The organism is Enterobacter sp. MALB-1, from assembly GCF_041021625.1.
GTDB classification, from domain to species: Bacteria; Pseudomonadota; Gammaproteobacteria; order Enterobacterales; family Enterobacteriaceae; genus Enterobacter; species Enterobacter oligotrophicus.
This window is the reverse complement of sequence record NZ_JBDPJL010000001.1, coordinates 1,878,857-1,902,205: the sequence shown is the minus strand read 5'-3', so window position 1 is coordinate 1,902,205 and position 23,349 is coordinate 1,878,857. Positions and strand designations below refer to the sequence as shown.

Annotated in this window: 23 protein-coding genes; 10 read left to right on the top strand and 13 right to left on the bottom strand. The window is 55.3% G+C overall.

Annotated features, from left to right (window positions below; translation table 11 throughout):
* Window positions 1–34 precede the first annotated feature (34 nt).
* Complete coding sequence (locus ABGB15_RS09060) at window positions 35–688, bottom strand: tellurite resistance TerB family protein (protein ID WP_215722229.1); 654 nt, start codon at window positions 686–688, stop codon at window positions 35–37.
* Window positions 689–859: 171 nt separating this feature from the next.
* Between ABGB15_RS09060 and purT the strand changes: the two genes are divergently transcribed.
* Window positions 860–2,038 carry a formate-dependent phosphoribosylglycinamide formyltransferase gene (gene purT / locus ABGB15_RS09055; protein WP_215722230.1) on the top strand — a complete coding sequence of 393 codons (1,179 nt, stop codon included), beginning with the start codon at window positions 860–862 and terminating at the stop codon, window positions 2,036–2,038.
* A gap of 36 nt (window positions 2,039–2,074) precedes the next feature.
* On the opposite strand, the gene kdgA is transcribed toward purT, so the two are convergent.
* The 3 genes from kdgA to zwf all read right to left on the bottom strand — a co-directional run bounded on the left by kdgA (window position 2,075) and on the right by zwf (window position 6,276).
* Window positions 2,075–2,716: a bifunctional 4-hydroxy-2-oxoglutarate aldolase/2-dehydro-3-deoxy-phosphogluconate aldolase gene (kdgA, locus tag ABGB15_RS09050; protein ID WP_134350674.1), complete on the bottom strand. Its 642-nt coding sequence runs from the start codon at window positions 2,714–2,716 to the stop codon at window positions 2,075–2,077.
* A 39-nt stretch (window positions 2,717–2,755) separates the two neighbouring features.
* Window positions 2,756–4,567 (bottom strand): phosphogluconate dehydratase, encoded by a 1,812-nt coding sequence (gene edd / locus ABGB15_RS09045; RefSeq protein WP_215722231.1) that lies wholly within the window; start codon window positions 4,565–4,567, stop codon window positions 2,756–2,758.
* Between the two features lie 233 nt (window positions 4,568–4,800).
* The gene (zwf, locus tag ABGB15_RS09040; RefSeq protein WP_152081412.1) at window positions 4,801–6,276 is read right to left on the bottom strand and encodes a glucose-6-phosphate dehydrogenase; all 1,476 of its coding nucleotides are present in this window, start codon (window positions 6,274–6,276) and stop codon (window positions 4,801–4,803) included.
* Window positions 6,277–6,632: 356 nt separating this feature from the next.
* Here zwf and ABGB15_RS09035 point away from each other — a divergent pair, with 356 nt between their 5' ends.
* On the top strand, window positions 6,633–7,502 hold the full coding sequence (locus tag ABGB15_RS09035; protein WP_119937233.1) for a MurR/RpiR family transcriptional regulator: 870 nt from the start codon (window positions 6,633–6,635) through the stop codon (window positions 7,500–7,502).
* Window positions 7,503–7,624: 122 nt separating this feature from the next.
* Entirely contained in the window at window positions 7,625–9,067 is a 1,443-nt protein-coding gene (gene pyk / locus ABGB15_RS09030; RefSeq protein WP_112012431.1) for a pyruvate kinase, read from the top strand.
* A 38-nt stretch (window positions 9,068–9,105) separates the two neighbouring features.
* On the opposite strand, the gene lpxM is transcribed toward pyk, so the two are convergent.
* From lpxM to znuA, 3 genes are all read right to left on the bottom strand, one after another.
* Complete coding sequence (lpxM, locus tag ABGB15_RS09025; protein WP_215722232.1) at window positions 9,106–10,077, bottom strand: lauroyl-Kdo(2)-lipid IV(A) myristoyltransferase; 972 nt, start codon at window positions 10,075–10,077, stop codon at window positions 9,106–9,108.
* Between the two features lie 119 nt (window positions 10,078–10,196).
* Window positions 10,197–11,516, bottom strand: a complete 1,320-nt coding sequence (gene mepM / locus ABGB15_RS09020; RefSeq protein WP_152081414.1) for a murein DD-endopeptidase MepM — start codon at window positions 11,514–11,516, stop codon at window positions 10,197–10,199.
* A gap of 15 nt (window positions 11,517–11,531) precedes the next feature.
* Window positions 11,532–12,476 (bottom strand): zinc ABC transporter substrate-binding protein ZnuA, encoded by a 945-nt coding sequence (gene znuA, locus ABGB15_RS09015; protein WP_215722405.1) that lies wholly within the window; start codon window positions 12,474–12,476, stop codon window positions 11,532–11,534.
* Between the two features lie 77 nt (window positions 12,477–12,553).
* Here znuA and znuC point away from each other — a divergent pair, with 77 nt between their 5' ends.
* Window positions 12,554–13,309: a zinc ABC transporter ATP-binding protein ZnuC gene (gene znuC / locus ABGB15_RS09010; RefSeq protein ID WP_152081415.1), complete on the top strand. Its 756-nt coding sequence runs from the start codon at window positions 12,554–12,556 to the stop codon at window positions 13,307–13,309.
* A complete protein-coding gene (gene znuB / locus ABGB15_RS09005) occupies window positions 13,306–14,091 on the top strand; it encodes a zinc ABC transporter permease subunit ZnuB (RefSeq protein ID WP_152081416.1) in 786 nt (261 codons plus the stop codon). The genes znuC and znuB overlap by 4 nt, the downstream gene beginning before the upstream one ends.
* Window positions 14,092–14,178: 87 nt before the next feature.
* On the opposite strand, the gene ruvB is transcribed toward znuB, so the two are convergent.
* The 6 genes from ruvB to aspS all read right to left on the bottom strand — a co-directional run bounded on the left by ruvB (window position 14,179) and on the right by aspS (window position 19,430).
* Window positions 14,179–15,189, bottom strand: coding sequence for a Holliday junction branch migration DNA helicase RuvB (gene ruvB / locus ABGB15_RS09000; RefSeq protein ID WP_047345932.1), 1,011 nt, complete (start codon window positions 15,187–15,189; stop codon window positions 14,179–14,181).
* An 8-nt stretch (window positions 15,190–15,197) separates the two neighbouring features.
* On the bottom strand, window positions 15,198–15,809 hold the full coding sequence (gene ruvA / locus ABGB15_RS08995; RefSeq protein ID WP_152081417.1) for a Holliday junction branch migration protein RuvA: 612 nt from the start codon (window positions 15,807–15,809) through the stop codon (window positions 15,198–15,200).
* Window positions 15,810–15,888: 79 nt separating this feature from the next.
* Window positions 15,889–16,410 carry a crossover junction endodeoxyribonuclease RuvC gene (ruvC, locus tag ABGB15_RS08990; protein WP_003859749.1) on the bottom strand — a complete coding sequence of 174 codons (522 nt, stop codon included), beginning with the start codon at window positions 16,408–16,410 and terminating at the stop codon, window positions 15,889–15,891.
* Between the two features lie 34 nt (window positions 16,411–16,444).
* Entirely contained in the window at window positions 16,445–17,185 is a 741-nt protein-coding gene (locus ABGB15_RS08985; protein WP_152081418.1) for a YebC/PmpR family DNA-binding transcriptional regulator, read from the bottom strand.
* Between the two features lie 27 nt (window positions 17,186–17,212).
* Window positions 17,213–17,656, bottom strand: coding sequence for a dihydroneopterin triphosphate diphosphatase (gene nudB / locus ABGB15_RS08980; RefSeq protein WP_152081419.1), 444 nt, complete (start codon window positions 17,654–17,656; stop codon window positions 17,213–17,215).
* A 1-nt stretch (window position 17,657) separates the two neighbouring features.
* Window positions 17,658–19,430 (bottom strand): aspartate--tRNA ligase, encoded by a 1,773-nt coding sequence (gene aspS, locus ABGB15_RS08975; protein WP_152081420.1) that lies wholly within the window; start codon window positions 19,428–19,430, stop codon window positions 17,658–17,660.
* A gap of 240 nt (window positions 19,431–19,670) precedes the next feature.
* Between aspS and ABGB15_RS08970 the strand changes: the two genes are divergently transcribed.
* From ABGB15_RS08970 to cmoB, 5 genes are read left to right on the top strand one after another with little or no spacing between them, the layout of a single operon-like run.
* Entirely contained in the window at window positions 19,671–20,237 is a 567-nt protein-coding gene (locus ABGB15_RS08970) for a hydrolase (RefSeq protein WP_215722233.1), read from the top strand.
* Entirely contained in the window at window positions 20,234–21,052 is an 819-nt protein-coding gene (locus tag ABGB15_RS08965; protein WP_215722234.1) for a DUF72 domain-containing protein, read from the top strand. The genes ABGB15_RS08970 and ABGB15_RS08965 overlap by 4 nt, the downstream gene beginning before the upstream one ends.
* A gap of 51 nt (window positions 21,053–21,103) precedes the next feature.
* Window positions 21,104–21,499, top strand: coding sequence for an MAPEG family protein (locus ABGB15_RS08960; RefSeq protein ID WP_152081423.1), 396 nt, complete (start codon window positions 21,104–21,106; stop codon window positions 21,497–21,499).
* A gap of 40 nt (window positions 21,500–21,539) precedes the next feature.
* Window positions 21,540–22,283: a carboxy-S-adenosyl-L-methionine synthase CmoA gene (gene cmoA / locus ABGB15_RS08955; protein ID WP_152081424.1), complete on the top strand. Its 744-nt coding sequence runs from the start codon at window positions 21,540–21,542 to the stop codon at window positions 22,281–22,283.
* Window positions 22,280–23,251: a tRNA 5-methoxyuridine(34)/uridine 5-oxyacetic acid(34) synthase CmoB gene (cmoB, locus tag ABGB15_RS08950; RefSeq protein ID WP_215722235.1), complete on the top strand. Its 972-nt coding sequence runs from the start codon at window positions 22,280–22,282 to the stop codon at window positions 23,249–23,251. The genes cmoA and cmoB overlap by 4 nt, the downstream gene beginning before the upstream one ends.
* Window positions 23,252–23,349: the final 98 nt, after the last annotated feature.

Here is a 23,349-nt window from a genome sequence, read left to right as displayed (position 1 = left end):
CATGATGCAAGCGAAACATGACCACGGTAAGACATTACGTGACCTGTAATGCCTGTTTTTGTTGCTGAATATCCTGCTCAATCCCTTCGCGAACATCCTGAGGAATTTTCAGTGCATCCCCCAGCGCATTCAGGTAACTCCGCTCCATAAAGTGATCGATATCGATGGCCGCACAGCTCAGAAAATAGAGTTCGAGCGCCTCTTCCTCGTTTTTAACGCTTTGTGCCAGGCGCTGCGGATCGAGCGGCTGTTCAATCGCCTGCGTTACCAGCGTTCTGCCCTGCGCTTCCACACCGGCTTCACGCAGTTGCTGTTCAATCGCCGAGCGTTCTTTGTCATCAATATGACCGTCACTTTTTGCAGCAAATACCAGCGCGAGGATAAGCCTCTCGGTGCGCACGTCCAGTGGCGACGTATGCTGCCCATACTGCGGTTCATCCTGATGCGCAGTGCGGACTTTGTCCTTATATTTGTTCCACAACACAGTCCCTGCAATCGCACCGCCACCGGCCAGCAGTGCGCCGGTCCCGTATTTTGCCAGCAGCTTACGTGATGACTTATTGGCAACCAGCAGACCCGCCAGCCCCCCAAGCGCACCCGGCACCAGCAGCTTACTCAGCCCTTGCTCGCCAGATGACGAGGCTTTCTGGCCCAACATGGATTGCAATTGATTCAACCAGCCTGACATGATGTCCCTCGCTTAACAGTGCATAATCTTCACAGACTAAGCGAGCGCGTGTCAGGAAATGTCTGGCGGTACTAAAGAAGCGCAAATTTCTTACCCCCCTCACAGCCCCTGAGCAAGACAGACGCAAACGTTTTCGTTTATACTGCGCGCAACTTTTTCAGGGGGATTATTATGACTCGTTTAGGAACCGCGCTGCGACCTTCAGCGACGCGCGTCATGTTATTGGGATCGGGCGAACTGGGTAAAGAAGTGGCGATTGAGTGCCAGCGTTTAGGTGTGGAAGTCATTGCCGTCGACCGCTACGCTGACGCACCGGCCATGCAGGTTGCCCACCGTTCACATGTGATCAATATGCTTGACGGCGATGCCCTGCGCACGCTGATTGCCACAGAAAAGCCCGATTTCGTGGTGCCTGAAATCGAAGCCATTGCTACCGACACGCTCATTGCACTTGAGCAGGAAGGCCAGCGCATAGTGCCCTGCGCTAAAGCCGCAAAGCTGACCATGAACCGTGAAGGCATTCGTCGCCTGGCGGCTGAAGAACTTCAGCTCCCGACGTCCAGCTACCGTTTTGCCGGTGATAAAAATGAATTCCTGCAGGCCGTCGGGGAGATTGGCTACCCGTGCATCATTAAGCCAGTGATGAGTTCTTCCGGGAAAGGACAGAGCTTTATCCGCGACAGCAGCGCGCTGGACAACGCCTGGGACTACGCCCAACAGGGTGGCCGCGCCGGTGCCGGCCGCGTGATTGTAGAAGGCGTCGTAAAGTTTGATTTCGAAATCACCCTCCTGACCGTCAGCGCCACAGATGGCGTCCATTTCTGCGATCCGATTGGTCATCGTCAGGAAGATGGCGATTATCGCGAGTCCTGGCAGCCGCAGCAGATGAGCGCCCTGGCGCTGGCACGGGCGCAGGAGATTGCCCGCAAGACGGTGCTGGCGCTGGGCGGCTATGGGCTGTTCGGCGTGGAACTGTTTGTCTGCGGTGACGAGGTGATTTTCAGCGAAGTCTCCCCTCGCCCGCACGATACCGGCATGGTGACGCTGATTTCGCAGGATCTCTCCGAGTTCGCCCTGCACGTTCGCGCATTCCTCGGTTTGCCCGTGGGCGGCATTCGTCAGTATGGTCCGGCAGCCTCGGCAGTGATCCTGCCGCAACTGACCAGCCAGAATGTCACCTTTGATAATATTGAAGGGGCACTGGGAGCAGGCTTGCAGGTACGTTTGTTCGGTAAACCGGAAATCGACGGGACACGTCGACTGGGTGTGGCGTTAGCGAGCGGGGATAATGTGGACGAAGCCGTGACAAGAGCCAAAACAGCCGCCGCGAATGTGAAAGTCGCAGGGTAAAAAAAACGGGCCAGGCGGCCCGTTTTTCATGGTGCTTTACTGCTTCGCACCTTCGACCGCTTCGCGGGCCAGTCTGGTGATGCGATCCCAGTCACCGGCTTCCAGCGCGTCAGCCGGAACCAGCCAGGAGCCACCGATGCACAGCACGCTTTTCAGCGCCAGGTAGTCACGGTAGTTCGCCGGAGAGATACCGCCAGTCGGGCAGAAACGAACCTGTGAGAACGGGCCTGCAATGGCCTGCAGCGCTTTGGTGCCACCGTTAGCCTCAGCCGGGAAGAATTTGAACTCTTTCAGGCCGTAGTCCATACCCAGCATCAGTTCAGACACAGTGCTGATACCAGGGATCAGAGGGATTGTCCCTTCGGTTGCCGCTTTCAGTAGCGGCTCGGTCAGGCCAGGGCTGATCGCGAACTGTGCGCCCGCTTCAGTCACTTCAGCCAGTTGCTGTGCGTTCAGAACGGTCCCCGCACCGATGATTGCGTCCGGCACTTCTTTGGCAATCGCGCGGATCGCGTCCATTGCACAGGCGGTACGCAGCGTCACTTCCAGAACACGAACACCCCCTGCAACCAGCGCTTTCGCCATCGGAACAGCGTGCTCCAGTTTGTTCACCACGATAACCGGCACTACCGGGCCAGTCGTCAGGATTGCTTCTGCACTTGTTTTCCAGTTTTTCATCAGAGTTTTCTCTCGCCAGATCGATAAAATCAAGTCGTCTTAAAACGTAATACAGGTTGCGCCCTGCTCCGCGCCGGAGAGTTTCTCACGCAGCGCACCGAACATTTCGCGTCCGGTGCCTGTGCGCGACGCGCTCAGGTCAGGAATATATGGCTTACGTGCCGCCAGTTCTGCTTCATCCACCAGCAGCGTTAACTCACCTGTCTTGCCGTTGACGCGGATCATGTCGCCATCCCGGACTTTCGCCAGCAGGCCGCCGTCGTAGGCTTCGGGAGTCACGTGGATCGCCGAAGGCACTTTACCTGATGCGCCAGAGAGGCGTCCATCGGTCACTAGCGCAATTTTGAAACGGCGGTCCAATAATACACCAAGTGGTGGCATAAGTTTATGTAATTCTGGCATCCCGTTCGCTTTTGGCCCCTGATGACGCACCACAACAACGCAATCTTTGTCGAGAAGGCCGGCATCGAAAGCGGGCAAAACGTCATGCTGGCTTTCGAAGACAACTGCGGGTGCTTCGATAATCTGATTCTCTTCCGGTACGGCAGAGGTTTTCATGACCGCGCGGCCCAGATTGCCGCTCAGCACTTTCGTCCCACCATGATGAGAGAAAGGTTTATCGATAGTGGCGATAACCTGCGCATCAAGAGAGGTGGCAGCCCCATCACGCCAGTCCAGCTCACCGTTGTTCAACCACGGCTCCAGGGTATAACGCTGCAGACCAAACCCTGCTACGGTGTTCACGTCTTCATGCAGCAGACCGCCTTTCAGCAGCTCGCGCATCAGCACCGGTACGCCACCCGCGGCCTGGAAGTGGTTGATATCTGCCGGACCGTTCGGGTACAGGCGTGCCAACAATGGCACAACGGCAGAGATATCGGAGAAATCATCCCAGTTGATCAGAATGCCTGCAGCCCGCGCCATCGCCACCAGGTGCATGGTGTGGTTGGTTGAGCCACCGGTCGCCAGCAGAGCAACGATGCCGTTCACCACAACTTTTTCATCAACCATTTTGCCGAGCGGCATCCATTCAGTGCCGTTGCCGGTGAGACGCGTAACCTGGCGAGCTGCGGCCTCCGTCAGCGCCTGACGCAGTGGTGCATCTGGCTGAATAAAGGACGAACCCGGAAGCTGCATCCCCATAAACTCCACCACCATCTGGTTCGTGTTGGCCGTACCGTAGAAGGTGCAGGTGCCTGGTGCGTGGTAAGACGCCGCTTCTGCTTCCAGCAGCGCTTGTCGGTCCGCCTTGCCTTCAGCATACAGCTGGCGAATACGCACTTTTTCTTTGTTTGGCAGGCCGCTTGCCATCGGGCCGGACGGCACGAAAATCGCAGGCAGATGACCAAACGACAGTGCGGCCATCGCCAGGCCGGGAACGATTTTGTCGCACACGCCCAGATAGAGCGCACCATCAAACATATTGTGTGACAAGCCCACAGCTGCAGACATGGCAATCACTTCGCGGCTCAGCAAGGACAACTCCATCCCGTCCTGACCCTGCGTCACACCGTCGCACATGGCTGGCACACCGCCCGCCACCTGACCTACCGCATTCACACTGTGCAGCGCTTTACGGATGATCTCCGGATAGACTTCGTACGGCTGGTGCGCGGAAAGCATGTCGTTGTAGGAGGTTATGATCGCAATATTGTTACGCAGCATACTTTTCAGCGACGCTTTATCATCGGGCTGGCAGGCTGCAAAGCCGTGGGCTAAATTGCCGCACGCCAGTTGTGAACGATGAACCGTTGCTGATTTGGCCTGTTCGATACGTGCGAGGTAGGCAGTACGTGTCTTTTTCGAGCGATCAATAATACGCTGTGTTACCCGTAACAATACTGGATTCATAAAAGCTCCTAAAATTTGTTTTCCCTGGCTCGAATATTAACAAGGTAAGGCGCATGTATTAACAAGGCTGAAACGCTTGCAGTCAGGGCCAGTGGGCAAAATTACTGGAGGCAGTGTAATAAAAAAAGCTCCGTGGGTGAATCCACACGGAGCTTAAATGATTAAAAATTGTGCCACAATCTGTGCCAGATCATGTTACCGGTAAAATAACCCGTTTGGATTACCCGGAATGCTTACTCAAACTCGTTCCAGGAGCGACCATCGCGGGTGATCATCGCAACAGAGGCGACCGGTCCCCAGGTGCCCGCCTGATACGGTTTTGGCGCATCCTGATCGGCAGCCCACGCTTCGGTAATGGAGTCGACCCATTTCCACGCCTCTTCCACTTCATCACGACGCACGAACAGCGCCTGAATACCACGCATGGTTTCCAGCAGCAGGCGCTCGTAAGCGTCGGCCAGGTGCGTTTCGTTAAAGGTTTCGGAGTAGCTCAGATCCAGTTTGGTGGTCTGCAGGTTATGTTTGTGATCCAGACCCGGCACTTTGTTCAGGATCTGAATATCCACACCTTCGTCCGGCTGCAGACGGATGGTCAGCTTGTTCTGCGGCAGCTCCTGCCATGACTCTTTGAACAGGTTCAGCTCAGGGTTTTTGAAGTACACCACCACTTCGGAACATTTAGTTGGCAGGCGTTTGCCGGTGCGCAGGTAGAACGGTACGCCCGCCCAGCGCCAGTTATCGATATCCACGCGGATTGCGACAAACGTTTCGGTGTTGCTGGACTTGTTAGCACCCTCTTCTTCCAGATAGCCAGGCACTTTTTTGCCCTGGGCAAACCCGGCGGTGTACTGCCCGCGGACGGTTTTCTCACGCACGTTTGAGCGATCGATGCGGCGCAGCGATTTCAGCACTTTCACTTTTTCATCACGGATGCTGTCTGCGGTCAGATCTGACGGCGGAGACATGGCGATCATGCACAGGATCTGCAGCAGGTGGTTCTGGATCATGTCGCGCATCTGACCGGCCTGGTCAAAGTAACCCCAGCGCCCTTCGATACCCACCTCTTCGGCCACGGTGATTTCCACGTGATCAATGGTGCGGTTATCCCAGTTGTTCACAAACAGGGAGTTGGCAAAACGCAGCGCCAGCAGGTTCAGTACCGTCTCTTTACCGAGATAGTGGTCAATACGGTAGACCTGGCACTCTTCAAAATATTCGCCCACCTGGTCGTTGATTTCACGCGAGGTTGAAAGCGATGTCCCCAGCGGTTTTTCCATGACCACGCGCGCAGGTTTGGCATTCAGTTTTGCCTCGCCCAGACCTTTGCAGATTGCGCCGAAGGTGCTTGGCGGCATGGCGAAGTAGTTAATGGTGACGCGGTTTTTCTGATCCAGCATCTCGCCCAGACGGGAAAACGCACTCACGTCATTCACATCCAGGTTACAGAAATCGAGGCGTCCGCTCAGCGTGTCCCACAAACTTTCATCAATTTTCTCTTTCATGAAGGTTTCGAGCGCTTCGCGTACAACCTTAGTATAAGCGTCCTTGTCCCAGTCGGCGCGCCCAACACCCAGGATACGGGTATCCGGATGAAGCTGGCCCGCTTTCTCCAGTTGATACAGGGAAGGCAGCAATTTTCGGCGTGCAAGATCGCCTTTCGCGCCGAAAATGACCAGGTCACATGCCTGGGCTGTTTGCGTTACCGCCATGTCATTCTCCTCAGTTGGATCACCTGGTACTTCTGCCAGGTATCGTTGTAATTTTATTACAATGCACTGTACTGCTTTTACGTCATTCCCGAAACCATTAGCGCTTAGCGTCACGTGCGATACCGCGATTTTTCACCACTCAAAGGCGCAGGAGACGGTTATCACGCAAAAAGCGTTGATTCTTTGTACTGATACGCCGCAGCAAAACCCGACAGCGATCAAGTAATGAAAAAAAACAACAACATTTCTTGCCGACTGTTACCCTTTAGGGAAGTCACAGGGGTAATATCGGCTAAATCGAATCATGGTTTCATCTATAAATGAAATCGTTTCCACACATGAGCGCCTTGTTAACAATGAACATGCTGGAAAAAATCCAGTTTCAACTGGAACACCTTAGCAAATCCGAGCGAAAAGTGGCTGAAGTTATTCTCGCCTCTCCCGCTCAGGCGATTCATTCAAGCATCGCCGCTCTGGCTCAGGAATCGGGCGTCAGCGAGCCGACGGTAAACCGATTCTGCCGAAGCCTGGAAACGCGCGGCTTCCCTGATTTTAAACTGCATCTTGCGCAAAGTCTGGCAAACGGTACTCCGTATGTTAATCGCAATGTGGATGAAGACGACAGCGTTGATGCATACACGGCGAAAATATTTGAGTCGGCCATGGCGACACTCGACCATGTCCGCCAGTCGCTGGATATGAGTTCAGTGAATCGTGCGGTGGATTTACTGACCCAGGCCAAACGGATTGCGTTTTTCGGCCTTGGCTCCTCTGCTGCCGTCGCCCATGATGCCATGAACAAGTTTTTCCGCTTCAATGTTCCCGTCATTTATTCCGATGACATTGTCCTGCAACGCATGAGCTGTATGAATTGTAGCGAAGATGATGTCGTGGTTCTGATTTCACACACCGGACGCACCAAAAGTCAGGTTGAACTGGCGCAACTGGCGCGTGAAAACGATGCCATGGTCATCGCCCTGACGACGGCCGGTACGCCGCTGGCACGAGAAGCGACGCTCGCCATTACTCTGGACGTCCCGGAAGACACCGATATGTATATGCCAATGGTTTCCCGCCTTGCGCAGCTCACGGTGATTGATGTACTGGCGACCGGATTTACCCTGCGTCGTGGCGCAAAATTCAGAGATAACTTGAAGCGGGTCAAGGAAGCGCTGAAGGAATCGCGTTTTGATAAAGAATTGCTTATAAAGAGCGATGTTCCCTAAAAGTTTATAACGAAGATGTAACAATTCACGGCATTCGGTCCCCTCCCTGTTGCCTTGCAGCAGAAGATGGCCGATTTATTGTTCACGCAACACCAAAGTTGTTTCAGTCAACGGAGTATTACATGTCCAGAAGGCTTCGCAGAACCAAGATCGTCACCACCTTAGGTCCGGCCACCGATCGCGATAATAACCTTGAAAAAATTATTGCCGCAGGTGCCAACGTGGTGCGTATGAACTTCTCTCACGGTACACCAGAAGACCATAAATTACGTGCAGATAAGGTCCGTGAGATCGCGGCTAAACTGGGCCGTCATGTTGCTATCCTCGGTGACCTGCAGGGTCCAAAAATTCGTGTATCAACCTTCAAAGAAGGGAAAGTTTTCCTCAATATTGGCGACAAGTTCCTGCTTGATGCCAACCTGAGCAAAGGCGAAGGCGACAAAGAAAAAGTCGGCATCGACTACAAAGGCTTGCCCGCTGACGTTGTACCTGGCGACATCCTGCTGCTCGACGACGGTCGCGTACAGCTTAAAGTGCTGGAAGTTCAGGGGATGAAAGTGTTCACCGAAGTGACCGTCGGCGGCCCACTTTCCAACAACAAAGGGATCAACAAACTCGGCGGAGGTCTCTCTGCAGAAGCGCTGACCGAAAAAGACAAAGCGGATATCGTGACCGCGGCGCAAATTGGCGTCGACTATCTGGCCGTCTCCTTCCCGCGCTGCGGCGAAGACCTGAACTACGCGCGCCGTCTGGCACGCGACGCGGGCTGCGATGCGAAAATCGTTGCCAAAGTTGAACGTGCTGAAGCCGTTTGCGACCAGGATGCAATGGACGACGTGATTCTGGCGTCAGACGTAGTGATGGTTGCCCGTGGTGACCTGGGTGTGGAAATCGGCGACCCGGAACTGGTCGGTATCCAGAAAGCGCTGATCCGTCGTGCGCGTCAGCTGAACCGCGCGGTGATCACCGCGACCCAGATGATGGAGTCGATGATCACCAACCCAATGCCAACCCGCGCGGAAGTGATGGACGTAGCCAACGCCGTGCTGGACGGCACGGATGCGGTCATGCTGTCAGCAGAAACGGCTGCAGGTCAGTATCCGGCAGAGACCGTGGCGGCGATGGCGCGCGTGTGCCTGGGCGCTGAAAAGATCCCAAGCATTAACGTCTCTAAACACCGCCTCGATATTCAGTTCGACAACGTGGAAGAAGCGATTGCGATGTCCGCCATGTACGCGGCGAACCACCTGAAAGGGGTAACGGCAATCATCACCATGACCGAATCCGGCCGCACCGCGCTGATGACCTCCCGTATCAGCTCCGGTCTGCCGATCTTCGCGATGTCTCGTCACGAACGTACGCTGAACCTGACGGCGCTGTACCGCGGTGTCACCCCGGTTCACTTCGACAGCACCAATGACGGCGTCGCGGCCGCGCACGATGCAGTGAACCTGCTGCGCGACAAAGGCTACCTGGTGTCCGGTGATATTGTTATCGTGACGCAGGGTGACGTGATGAGCACCATCGGCTCGACCAACACCACCCGCGTATTGACCGTGGAATAAGGTTTGATCCCCTCTCCCCCCAGGGAGAGGGGTATTATTTATTTCTTCGGAAAAAGCTCTTTGCGTTTGTAGGGCTCTTTTTCGCCCGGCTTACGCGTTTTAAGCAGTTTGAGTATCCACGTATACTGTTCAGTATGCGGTCCCACCAGCAGCTCCACCTCCTCGTTCATACGACGCGCGATGGTGTGATCGTCTGCGGTCAGCAAGTCGTCCATCGGCGGACGCACCTCAATGGTCAGGCGATGCGTTGTACCGTCATAAATCGGGAAAAGCGGAATAACGCGGGCACGACAGACTTTCATCAGGCGACCAATCGCGGGCAGCGTGGCTTTGTACGTGGCGAAGAAATCCACAAATTCGCTGTGCTCAGGACCGTGATCCTGATCCGGTAGATAGTAGCCCCAGTAGCCCTGACGCACAGACTGAATAAATGGCTTAATTCCGTCGTTTCGCGCGTGGAGCCGTCCACCAAAGCGACGACGAACGGTATTCCAGACGAAATCAAAAATCTTGTTTCCCTGGTTGTGGAACATGGCTGCCATCTTCTGACCCTGGGATGCCATCAGCATTGCCGGGATATCCACGCCCCAGCCATGTGGCACCAGAAAAATCACCTTCTCATCATTGCGACGCATGTCGTCGATGATTTCCAGTCCTTTCCAGTCCACACGCTTCAGGAGCTTTTCAGGGCCGCGCAGCGCCAGTTCGGCCATCATCGCCATTGCCTGCGGGGCGGTGGTATACATAGCATCAATAATGGCTTCACGCTCGGCGTCGCTTTTCTCGGGGAAGCAGTAGTAGAGATTGATTTGCGCACGGCGGCGAGCGCTTTTTCCTGCTCGTCCTGCAAGGCGGCCAATTTTGCCCAGCACGGGATCGCGAACAGACGCGGGTAACATCGCGATGCCAGCAAACGCGTAAACGCCAAGCCATGCCCCCCAGTTGCGTGGATGGCGGAAAGATTTTTCAAACTCAGGAATATATTCAATATTGTTTTTTTTGGTTTCCATGCGGGTTCCAGGGTCTGGTGACGCAAAAATTCATTGAGATAGTGTAGCGAGGCAGCCGCTTACGCACAAAAGAAAAAGCCGGCGCATACAGACGCCGGCTTTTTAACAAAACGGATGGCTTAGTCGAAGCGCAGCTGCGGCATGACCTCTTTGACCTGAGCCAGGTAATCAGTACGATCTTTACCGGTCAGCCCTTCGGTACGAGGCAGTTTTGCCGTCAGCGGATTCACCGCCTGCTGGTTAATCCACACTTCGTAGTGCAGGTGTGGACCCGTGGAACGTCCGGTGTTGCCTGAGAGCGCAATACGGTCGCCACGCTTCACCTTCTGCCCTGGTTTTACCAGAAGTTTGCGCAGGTGCATATAACGGGTGGTGTAAGTACGACCGTGACGGATGGCGACGTAATACCCTGCCGCACCGCTGCGTTTCGCCATAACGACTTCACCATCACCCACCGCGAGCACTGGCGTCCCCTGCGGCATGGCGAAGTCCACACCGCGGTGAGGTGCCACGCGACCGGTTACCGGATTCAGACGACGCGGGTTGAAGTTGGATGACACACGGAATTGTTTTGCCGTCGGGAAGCGCAGGAAACCTTTCGCAAGCCCTGTCCCACTACGGTCATAGAACTTACCGTCTTCGGCACGAATGGCATAGTAATCTTTACCCGCAGAACGCAGGCGTACACCCACCAGCTGGCTCTGTTCGCGTTTGCCGTCCAGCATTTCACGGGACATCAGAACAGAGAATTCATCACCTTTTTTCAGCTTGCGGAAGTCCATTTGCCACTGCATGGCTTTGATAACCGAGCTAATTTCAGCACTGGTCAGCCCCGCATCGCGCGCGCTGGACACAAAACTCGCGCCGACAGTCCCTTTCATCACGCTGTTAACCCAGTCGCCCTGCTGCAGTTCGCTGGTCATCTTGAAACCAGTGGCAGTGCGATCGTAGGTGCGGGTTTCGCGACGCGACATTTCCCACGTCAGGCGTTGCAAATCCCCTTCCGGGGTTAATGTCCAGGAGAGCTGCTGACCGATTTTAAGGTTACGTAACTCTTTATCCGATGCGGCGAGCTGGCTGATATCACCCATTTCGATGCCGTACTGGTTCAGAACGCTGCTCAGCGTATCCCCGGTTGAGACGACATATTCATGGATACCTGCTTCGTTCGCGATCTTGTCATCCAGCTCATCCTGAGGAATAGCTTCATCTTCCTGAGCCGCCTGGTCGATTGGCTCGCTGGCCTCAGGCAGCAAAGAACGAATTTCGCTCTTCTCAAGCTCGATGGTTTTGATGATAGGGGCAGAACTCGGGTGGTAAACATAGGGCCGCCAGACGGCGACCGCTAAAGTGAGAACTGTAAGCGACCCCAGCATAACGCGGTGGGGTCGGGGCAGATTATTAAATGCCAGGGCGACAGAGCGGGCTATCTGTTGCACGTATTCACTTCCTCGTTAATCTCCTTTCAGGCAGCTCGCATACTGGTTCGCCAGTTGGCTGAGGAACTGCGAATAGCTCGCTTTGCTCAACTGGATATTCGTTCCTAGCGGGTCAAGGGTCCCCATGCGCACGGATGTTCCCCTGGCCACGGCTTCTACGACCGCTGGCCTGAACTGTGGCTCAGCAAAAACGCACGTTGCTTTTTGCTCAACCAGCTGTGTTCTGATTTCATGTAAACGCTGCGCACCAGGCTGAATTTCAGGGTTGACGGTAAAATGCCCCAGCGGGGTCAGTCCGTAGTGTTTTTCGTAATAGCCATAGGCGTCATGAAAAACGAAATACCCTTTTCCTTTCAGCGGTGTCAGCTCGTTACCTACCTGCTTATCGGTTGCGGCTAATTGTGCCTCAAAATCCTTCAGGTTGGCGTCAAGTTTGGCTCGACTTTGCGGCATAAGTTCCACTAATTTGTCATGGATTGCAACCGCCGAAAGCCGCGCTATCTCTGGGGAGAGCCAAAGATGCATGTTGTACTCGCCATGATGGTGATGACCGTCACCTTTTTCACCGTGAGCATGATCGTGATCGTGTTCGTCGCCGTCGTCTTCAGCCCCTTTCATGAGCAACGGTTTCACACCGGAAAGATCGGCAATGGTGACCTGCTTTTCCTCAGGAACCTGTTTTGCCGACTTCTGCATAAACGCTTCCATCTCTGGGCCAATCCAGACAACTAAGTCCGCGTTTTTTAAGCGTTTTACATCAGAAGGCCGTAATGAGTAATCATGCTCAGAGGCACCATCAGGCAGTAATACCTCGGTCTCCGTTACCCCATCTGCAATGGCAGACGCGATAAATCCAAGCGGTTTAAGCGAAGCGACAACGGCAGCGTTAACATCTTGTGCTGTTGTACCCCAAAGGGCAGCGGATAATGCTGCGAAAAGAAGCGTATTTTTATGTAACATAATGCGACTAATCATCGTAATGAATGCGTGGAATGTGATATTATAACATTCGATGACTTCTGCAAGCATAAATTGACATGACGACTTTGGTTTCTCTCGAAAATATTTCGGTCTCTTTTGGTCAGCGCCGCGTCCTCTCTGACGTGTCGCTGGATTTGAAGCCCGGTAAAATACTGACGCTCCTCGGCCCCAACGGGGCAGGAAAATCGACGCTTGTCCGCGTGGTGTTAGGGCTGGTAGCACCGGATGAAGGTGTGATCAAACGCGACAACGCCTTGCGTATTGGCTATGTGCCACAAAAATTACACCTGGATGCCACGCTGCCGCTGACGGTCAGCCGGTTTCTGCGTCTGCGTCCTGGCACCCGTAAAGCGGATATCCTTCCGGCGCTGAAACGCGTGCAGGCAGGTCATCTGGTTGATGCGCCACTGCAGAAACTCTCAGGTGGTGAAACGCAACGCGTTTTACTCGCCCGCGCCCTGCTAAGCAGCCCCCAGTTGCTGGTGCTGGACGAACCGACGCAGGGTGTCGATGTGAATGGCCAGGTTGCGCTTTATGATTTGATCGACCAGCTTCGCCGCGAGCTTAACTGCGCGGTGCTGATGGTTTCACATGACCTGCATCTGGTGATGGCAAAAACCGACGAAGTGCTGTGCCTGAACCACCACATTTGCTGCTCCGGTACGCCGGAAGTGGTGTCGATGCACCCGGAGTTTATCTCTATGTTTGGCCCTCGCGGTGCCGAACAGCTCGGAATATATCGCCATCATCATAATCACCGCCATGATTTACAGGGACGAATTGTCCTGCGCCGGGGAAATGGACACTCATGATTGAACTGTTACTGCCCGGCTGGCTGGCCGGGGTTATGCTTGCCTGCGCTGCGGGCCCACTCGGCTCGTTTGTGGTCTGGCGCAGAATGTCCTATTTCGGCGATACCCTCGCACACGCCTCTCTGCTGGGCGTTGCCTTTGGCCTGCTGCTGGACGTCAACCCGTTTTATGCCGTGATTGTGGTTACACTGCTGCTGGCCGCCGGTCTGGTCTGGCTGGAAAAACGCCCTCACCTCGCCATTGATACGCTGCTTGGCATTATGGCCCACAGTGCGCTCTCGCTCGGCCTGGTGGTGGTGAGTCTGATGTCGAATGTTCGCGTTGACCTGATGGCCTACCTGTTCGGCGACCTGCTGGCTGTTACGCCGGAAGATCTGATTTCCATTGCCATTGGTGTCGTCGTGGTACTGGGTATTCTGCTGTGGCAGTGGCGTAACCTGCTGGCGATGACCGTCAGCCCGGATCTGGCGTTTGTTGATGGCGTGAAGTTGCAGCGCGTGAAGTTGCTGCTGATGCTTGTGACGGCATTGACCATTGGCGTGGCAATGAAGTTTGTCGGAGCGCTGATTATTACGTCACTGCTAATCATACCTGCTGCCACGGCGCGTCGCTTTGCCCGCACACCGGAGCAGATGGCAAGCGTGGCGGTCATAATCGGGATGATTGCGGTTACAGGAGGGTTAACCTTCTCGGCGTTCTATGACACGCCGGCGGGACCGTCGGTGGTATTGTGCGCGGCAGTGCTGTTTATTTTCAGTATGATGAAAAAGACCGCGCAGTAGCCAGCATGTCCCCGGTGATGCTTCGCTTACCGGGGCTACAAAAACGTTCCGTAGGCCGGGTAAGGCGTAGCCACCACCCGGCATTATTTAAGGCATCGCTGGCGGCGTTATCCCGAAATGATTCCACGCCCGCACCGTCGCCATACGTCCACGCGGCGTGCGCTGTAAAAAGCCCTGCTGGATCAGATACGGCTCCAGCACATCCTCGATCGTTTCGCGCTCTTCCCCAATTGCTGCCGCCAGGTTATCCAGCCCGACCGGTCCGCCAAAGAACTTGTCCAGCACCGCCAGCAGCAGCTTGCGATCCATGTAATCAAAGCCTTCGGCATCCACATTCAGCATATCCAGCGCCTGGGCAGCGATTTCGGCTGAAATCGACCCATCGTGCTTCACTTCGGCAAAGTCACGCACACGGCGCAGCAGACGGTTAGCAATACGCGGCGTACCACGGGAACGCTTCGCGACTTCAAACGCACCCTCTTCGCTCATTTCCAGCCCCATATAGCGCGCACTGCGGCCCACAATATGCTGGAGATCGGGCACCTGATAGAACTCCAGACGCTGGACAATACCAAAGCGATCACGCAGCGGCGAAGTCAGCGACCCGGCACGCGTCGTCGCGCCAATCAGGGTAAACGGCGGCAGATCGATTTTAATAGAGCGCGCTGCCGGCCCTTCGCCAATCATGATATCCAGCTGGTAATCTTCCATCGCCGGATAAAGCACCTCTTCCACCACCGGAGAGAGGCGGTGGATTTCGTCGATAAACAGCACGTCGTGAGGTTCAAGGTTGGTCAGCATCGCCGCCAGATCGCCTGCTTTCTCCAGCACCGGACCGGAGGTGGTACGCAGGTTAACGCCCATTTCATTGGCAACGATATTCGCCAGCGTGGTTTTACCTAAACCCGGCGGGCCGAAAATCAGCAGGTGATCGAGCGCATCACCGCGCAGCTTTGCCGCCTGGATGAAGATCTCCATCTGGGAACGAACCTGCGGCTGGCCAATGTACTCATCAAGCAGTTTCGGGCGGATAGCGCGATCCACCACGTCTTCTGCCTGAAGGGTGCCTGCCGATACCAGGCGGTCTGCTTCAATCATCCTTTACCTCACAATGCGGCGCGCAGCGCTTCACGAATCAGGGTTTCACTGCTGGCATCCGGCGTGGCGATTTTGCTCACCATCCGGCTGGCCTCCTGAGGTTTATATCCCAGCGCCACCAGCGCAGCAACCGCTTCCTGTTCGGCGTCATCCGACGTTGGCGCGCCTGGGGAGGTCAGCACCAGGTCAGCGGCTGGCGTAAACAGGTCGCCATGCAGCCCTTTAAAGCGGTCTTTCATTTCGACAATCAAACGCTCTGCGGTTTTTTTGCCAATACCCGGCAGTTTAATCAGCGCCGCAGGATCTTCGCGCTCAACAGCATTCACGAACTGTTGTGCAGACATACCGGACAAAATCGCCAGCGCCAGCTTGGGCCCTACGCCGTTGGTTTTGATCAGCTCGCGGAACAGCATGCGTTCCTGTTTATTGTTGAAACCGTACAGCAGCTGAGCATCTTCACGCACCACAAACTGGGTAAAGACAATCGCCTCTTTGCCCGCATCCGGCAGCTCGTAGAAGCAGGTCATCGGCATATGGACTTCATAGCCCACGCCACCCACTTCCAGCAGCACTAACGGGGGTTGTTTTTCAATGATGATGCCTCTGAGTCTGCCTATCACGTGACGCTCCTGCGTTCTGGAAAATTTGATATGCGACATAATAAAAAAAGGCTGGATAAACATCCAGCCTGATTTGTCATTATCGTAACCTGCCTCGCGCCAGATTAAGCCGCGACTCGCTCATTTGCATCGCGTTCTGGCTCACATGACAATGGGTAATCGCAATCGCCAGCGCATCGGCGGCATCGGCCTGCGGATTAGCAGGGAGCTTCAGTAACGTGCGCACCATGTGCTGCACCTGGCTTTTCTCCGCGCTACCAATCCCCACCACCGTCTGCTTAACCTGTCTTGCCGCGTATTCGAACACCGGAAGATCCTGGTTCACCGCAGCAACAATCGCTACGCCGCGCGCCTGGCCGAGCTTCAGCGCCGAATCAGCATTTTTCGCCATAAAGACCTGCTCGATGGCGAAATAGTCGGGCTGAAACTGGGTGATAATCTCCGACACGCCCGCGTAAATGAGCTTCAGGCGCGACGGCAGATCGTCCACTTTGGTACGAATACAGCCACTGCCGAGGTAGGTTAACTGGCGTCCAACCTGACGGATGACGCCATAACCGGTGACGCGTGAGCCAGGGTCAATCCCGAGGATAATCGACATCACGCGTCTCCTGTAGACGGTTTACACGCTCTCATCAGAGAGTCGCTGCAACCTCATCAGAGATTTCACCGTTGTGATACACTTCCTGCACGTCGTCGCAGTCTTCGAGCATGTCGATCAGACGCAGCAGTTTCGGTGCCGTTTCTGCATCCATATCCGCTTTGGTAGACGGGATCATGGACACTTCTGCGTTGTCCGCTTTCAGGCCAGCCGCTTCCAGCGCATCACGCACCGCGCCCATCTCTTCCCATGCGGTGTAAACGTCGATTGCGCCATCATCGTAGGTCACAACGTCTTCTGCACCCGCTTCCAGCGCCGCTTCCATGATAACGTCTTCATCACCTTTCTCGAAGGAGATGACGCCTTTCTTGCTGAACAGATAAGCGACGGAGCCGTCAGTGCCCAGGTTACCACCGGTTTTGCTGAATGCATGACGCACTTCCGCAACGGTACGGTTACGGTTGTCAGACAGACATTCAACCATCACCGCCGTACCGCCAGGGCCGTAGCCTTCATAAATGATGGTTTCCATGTTCGCGTCTTCGTCACCGCCCACGCCACGCGCAATCGCACGGTTCAGGGTGTCACGCGTCATGTTGTTCGACAGCGCTTTATCAACCGCTGCACGCAGACGTGGGTTAGACGCCGGATCGCCGCCACCCAGACGCGCGGCTGTCACCAGCTCACGAATGATTTTGGTAAAGATTTTACCGCGCTTGGCATCCTGTGCCGCTTTGCGGTGTTTGGTGTTGGCCCACTTACTATGACCTGCCATAAAAGTATCCTCAAAGAGCGCGCCTTTTCAGGCAGCGTTAATTACAAATTCTTCAATCGCCTGCCGGTTGCTCCACGACTTGGTCAGCGCGGCAGCCTCCGCCGCATTCACCCAGCGGTAAGTCAGGTGTTCCGTGAACACAATCTCCCGTTCATGGGGAAGCGCAAGGCAAAACCACGATTCCGTGTTGCGCTCAATACCCGGCGCATAGCGATGACGTAAATGGCTAAAAATTTCAAACTCCACCGTACGCTGACAGTCCTTCAGGGTCAGTTGCTCGCAAGCAACATCAATGGTGACCTCTTCCTTTACTTCGCGCGCGGCGGCCTGCGGCGCGGTTTCTCCCTCTTCCAGGCTGCCGGTAACCGACTGCCAGAAATCAGGATCGTCGCGCCGCTGCAACATCAGCACCCGCTTCGTGTCTTCTGCATAAATGACGACCAGAACAGAAACGGGACGCTTATATGTCATATCAGTTTTTCTCTTCCTTTTTCACCACATCGATACCCAGCTCAGCCAGAGCTGCCGGGTTAGCGAAACTTGGCGCTTCGGTCATCAGACACGCCGCGGCAGTGGTTTTCGGGAAGGCGATAACATCACGAATGTTATCGGTGCCGGTCAGCAGCATGGTCAGACGGTCAAGACCGAATGCCAGGCCCGCATGCGGCGGCGTACCGTATTTCAGGGCATCCAGCAGGAAGCCGAATTTCTCGCGCTGCTCCTGCTCGTTAATGCCCAGAATACCGAACACGGTCTGCTGCATGTCACCGCTGTGAATACGCACGGAACCGCCGCCCACTTCGTAACCGTTGATCACCATATCGTAGGCGTTTGCGACCGCATCTTCCGGTGCCGCTTTCAGCTCTGCCGCCGTCATGTCTTTTGGCGAGGTGAACGGGTGGTGCATTGCGGTCAGGCCGCCTTCGCCGTCGTCTTCAAACATCGGGAAGTCGATAACCCACAGCGGTGCCCATTTGCTTTCGTCGGTCAGGTTCAGGTCTTTACCGAGCTTCAGACGCAGCGCGCCCATCGCATCCGCAACGACTTTCTTGTTGTCTGCACCGAAGAAGATCATGTCGCCATCCTGCGCGCCGGTGCGCTCAAGGATCGCTTCCACGATGTCTGCGTTCAGGAACTTCGCTACCGGGCTGGTGATACCTTCCAGACCTTTCGCACGCTCGGTCACTTTAATATAGGCCAGACCTTTCGCGCCGTAGATTTTGATGAAGTTGCCGTAGTCGTCAATCTGCTTACGGCTCAGAGCCGCTCCGCCCGGTACGCGCAGGGCAGCCACGCGCCCTTTCGCATCGTTAGCCGGGCCGGCAAATACCGCGAACTCAACGGATTTCACCAGGTCCGCAACGTCCACCAGCTCCATCGGGTTACGCAGGTCTGGTTTGTCAGAGCCGTAGCGACGCTCGGCTTCGGCGAAGGTCATGATAGGGAAATCGCCCAGCTCCACGCCTTTCACGTCATTCCACAGGCTACGCACCAGCGCTTCCATCACTTCACGCACCTGCCCGGCCGTCATGAAGGAGGTTTCCACATCGATCTGGGTAAATTCTGGCTGACGGTCAGCACGCAGATCTTCGTCGCGGAAGCATTTTACGATCTGATAGTAGCGGTCGAAGCCGGACATCATCAGCAGCTGTTTGAACAGCTGAGGAGACTGTGGCAGCGCGTAGAATTTGCCTTTATGAACGCGGGACGGGACCAGGTAATCGCGCGCGCCTTCCGGCGTGGCTTTGGTCAGCATCGGGGTTTCGATATCGAGGAAACCGTGGTCATCCATAAAGCGACGCACCAGGCTGGTGATTTTCGCACGGGTTTTGAGGCGCTGGGCCATCTCCGGGCGACGCAGATCCAGGTAGCGATATTTCAGACGCGCTTCTTCGGTGTTGACGTGGTTAGAGTCCAGCGGCAGCGCTTCAGCACGGTTGATGATCACCAGGTCAGACGCCAGCACTTCAATTGCGCCGGTCGCCATGTCTGCGTTTACGTTTTTCTCGTCACGCGCACGAACGGTGCCGGTGACCTGAATGCAGAACTCATTACGCAGCTCAGAAGCCAGTTTCAACGCGTCCGCACGATCCGGATCGAAGAACACCTGAACGATACCTTCGCGGTCGCGCATATCGATGAAGATAAGGCTACCAAGATCACGACGACGGTTGACCCAACCACACAGGGTCACCTGCTGTCCCACGTGGGACTGACGCAGCTGCCCGCAATATTCTGTACGCATGAGATATCCCTTAATTAGCCGCAGGCTGATTGTCGCAGCTTTACTGTATGTCACAACTGGATGAAAAAAGGCGGCTATTATACTGGAAATTCCGCCTGACGATAAGAGAGAAGCGCGGCCTGACGCACGTTTGCTGCGCTCTTATTGCGCATTCTCACAAAAATTAACAAAATTATCCGCCCGATAACAGGTCAGAACGTCGTAAGGTGTAGCCAACACCTTTATTTAACTGGAGTTATTATGTTGACACTTGATGCCACCAAAACCGCACTTGTGGTGATTGATTTACAGGAAGGGATCCTCCCCTTTGCTGGCGGCCCGCACACCGCTGACGAGGTGGTTAGCCGTGCCGCGCGTCTGGCGGAAAAATGCCGCGCCAACGGTGCGCCTGTTGTCATGGTGCGTGTCGGCTGGTCAGCAGATTTCGCCGAAGCATTGAAACAACCTGTCGATGCGCAGGCGGCGGCACAGGCTCTGCCCGCCAACTGGTGGAACTACCCGGTTTCACTCGGCAAACGTGACAGCGATATCGAAGTGACCAAACGCCAGTGGGGCGCATTCTACGGCACCGATCTGGAGCTACAGCTGCGCCGTCGCGGCATTGATACCATTATTCTGTGCGGGATCTCCACCAATATCGGCGTGGAATCCACCGCCCGTAACGCATGGGAACTGGGCTTTAATCTGGTGATTGCCGAAGATGCCTGCAGTGCAGCGTCTGCGGAGCAGCATCAGGGCAGCATGAGCCATATTTTCCCGCGTATCGGCCGTGTGCGCAGCACGGATGAGATCGTAAACGCCTTATGATGTATGTGGGCCTTCCCCAGTGGTCGCACCCGAAATGGGTGCGTCTGGGCATCACCAGCCTTGAAGAGTATGCCCGACACTTTAACTGTGTTGAGGGGAACACCACGCTCTATGCATTGCCACGGGCCGAGATCGTCCAGCGCTGGCGTGAGCAAACTACCGATGATTTCCGCTTCTGTTTTAAATTTCCGGCAACCATATCTCATACTGCTGCGCTGCGTAACTGCGGCGATTTAACCGACGAGTTCTTTCACAGAATGTCGCCGCTGGCAAACCGGATTGGTCAATACTGGTTACAACTGCCCGCCGCGTTTGCACCACGCGATCTTCCTGCTTTGTGGCAGTTTCTGGACACCCTCCCCCGCGAGTTTACTTACGGGGTTGAGGTCAGACACGCCACATTCTTTGCCAAAGGTGAGGCTGAAAAAGCGCTTAATCGCGGCCTGCATGAGCGCGCCATTAACCGGGTGATCCTCGACAGCCGCCCCGTGCACAGCGCCGTTCCGCATAACGAAGCGATTATTGATGCCCAGCGTAAAAAACCCAAAGTCCCGGTGCATGCCGTCGTGACGGCAAAAAACCCGATGGTCCGGTTTATCGGCAGCGATAACATGCAGCAAAATCAGGCATTATTTAATGTCTGGCTGCAAACGTTGCCAAAATGGGAGCAAACCACCACGCCGTATCTCTTTTTGCATACGCCGGATATCGCTCAGGCTCCCGAACTGGTCGATGCTCTCTGGCAGGCCTTGCAGGCTGCGGTTCCGTCGGTAGGCAACGCCCCCTCTATCCCACAACAATCTTCTCTTTTCTGAAATCAGCCCCTATCATAGAGACGTGCCATCTGCCAAAAACAGGGAGTTTGTATGGTCAGCGCGCTGTATGCGGTGTTAGGTGCATTACTGCTGATTAAGTTTTCATTTGATGTTGTGCGCCTGAGAATGCAGTACCGCGTCTCCTACGGTGACGGTGGTTTTTCGGAACTGCAGAGCGCTATTCGCATTCACGGCAACGCGGTCGAGTACATCCCCATTGCATTAATTTTGCTGCTGTTTATGGAGATGGATGGCGCAGAAACGTGGATGGTTCACGTCTGTGGCCTGCTTCTGATTGCCGGCCGGTTAATGCATTATTACGGCTTTCACCATCGCTTATTCCGCTGGCGTCGTTCCGGCATGAGCGCGACATGGTGTTCGCTTTTGCTGATGGTGCTGGCTAACCTTTGGTATATGCCGTGGGAGTTGGTTTTCTCCTTCCATTAGCGCACAATACGCCACTTTATTTTTCCCGGATTTTTACGTTATGTCAGATCGCGACACGCTTTTTTCCGCGCCTATCGCCAGCCTGGGCGACTGGACTTTTGATGAACGGGTAGCTGAAGTCTTCCCGGATATGATCCAGCGCTCTGTTCCCGGTTACTCCAACATTATCTCCATGATCGGCATGCTGGCTGAGCGCTTCGTTCAACCCGGCACGCAGGTCTATGACCTGGGCTGCTCGCTTGGCGCGGCAACGTTGTCGGTACGTCGTAACATTCCCCACGAAGGCTGTAAAATTATTGCCGTGGATAACTCCCCCGCCATGGTTGAACGCTGCCGTCGCCACATTGACGCCTGGAAAGCGCCAACACCGGTCGAGGTGGTGGAAGGCGACATTCGTGATATCGAAATCAACAACGCCTCCATGGTCGTCCTGAATTTTACCCTGCAGTTCCTTGCGCCAGAAGACCGCCAGCTGTTGCTGGACAAAATTTATAAAGGTCTGAACCCCGGCGGTGCGCTGGTGTTATCCGAGAAATTCAGCTTTGAAGACGCTCAGGTGGGCGAACTGCTGTTCAATATGCACCACGATTTCAAACGGGCGAACGGTTACAGCGAGCTGGAAATTAGCCAGAAGCGCAGCATGCTTGAAAACGTGATGCTGACGGACTCCGTTGAAACGCATAAAGCACGCTTGCGTAAAGCCGGATTTGAGCACAGCGAACTGTGGTTCCAGTGCTTCAATTTTGGTTCTCTGGTGGCGCTGAAAGCTGAGGATGCGGCATGATCGAGTTCGGTAACTTCTATCAGCTGATTGCCAAAAACCACCTCTCCCACTGGCTGGAAACCCTGCCCGCGCAGATCGCCACCTGGCAGCGCGATCAGCAGCATGGCCTGTTAAAGCAGTGGTCCAACGCGGTTGAGTTTCTGCCGGAACTGACGCCGCACCGTCTGGATCTGTTGCACAGCGTGACGGCAGAGAGTGAAGAACCGCTCCCGGCCGGGCAGATAAACCGCATCGAAACGTTAATGCGTAACCTGATGCCGTGGCGCAAAGGGCCGTTCTCTCTCTACGGCGTGAACATCAACACCGAATGGCGCTCAGACTGGAAATGGGAGCGCGTTCTGCCGCACCTGTCCGACCTGACCGGGCGCACCATTCTGGACGTGGGCTGTGGCAGCGGCTATCACATGTGGCGCATGATTGGCGCAGGTGCGCATCTGGCCGTCGGTATCGATCCGATGCAGCTGTTCCTGTGCCAGTTCGAAGCGGTGCGTAAACTGCTGGGTAACGATCAGCGCGCGCACCTGCTGCCGCTCGGCATCGAACAACTTCCGGCGCTGAAAGCGTTTGATACCGTGTTCTCCATGGGGGTGCTGTATCACCGTCGTTCTCCGCTTGAGCATCTCTGGCAGTTGAAAGATCAGCTGGTGAGCGGTGGCGAGCTGGTGCTCGAAACGCTGGTGATTGAAGGCGATGAAAATGCGGTGCTGGTACCGGGTGACCGCTACGCGCAGATGCGCAACGTCTACTTTATCCCTTCCGCGCTGGCGCTGAAGAACTGGCTGGAGAAGTGCGGATTCGTGGATGTACGCATTGCGGACGTGAGCGTAACGTCCATTGAAGAGCAGCGCCGCACCGACTGGATGATCACCGAATCGCTGGAGCAGTTCCTTGACCCGACCGATCACAGCAAAACCATCGAAGGCTATCCGGCACCGATGCGTGCGGTGTTGATTGCGACGAAGCCGTAGTTTGTGCCGGGTGGCGGCTGCGCCTTACCCGGCCTACGCGTGATTTCGTAGGCCCGGTAAGCGCAGCGCCACCGGGCAAAAAAGAAAAAAAGGCCCCT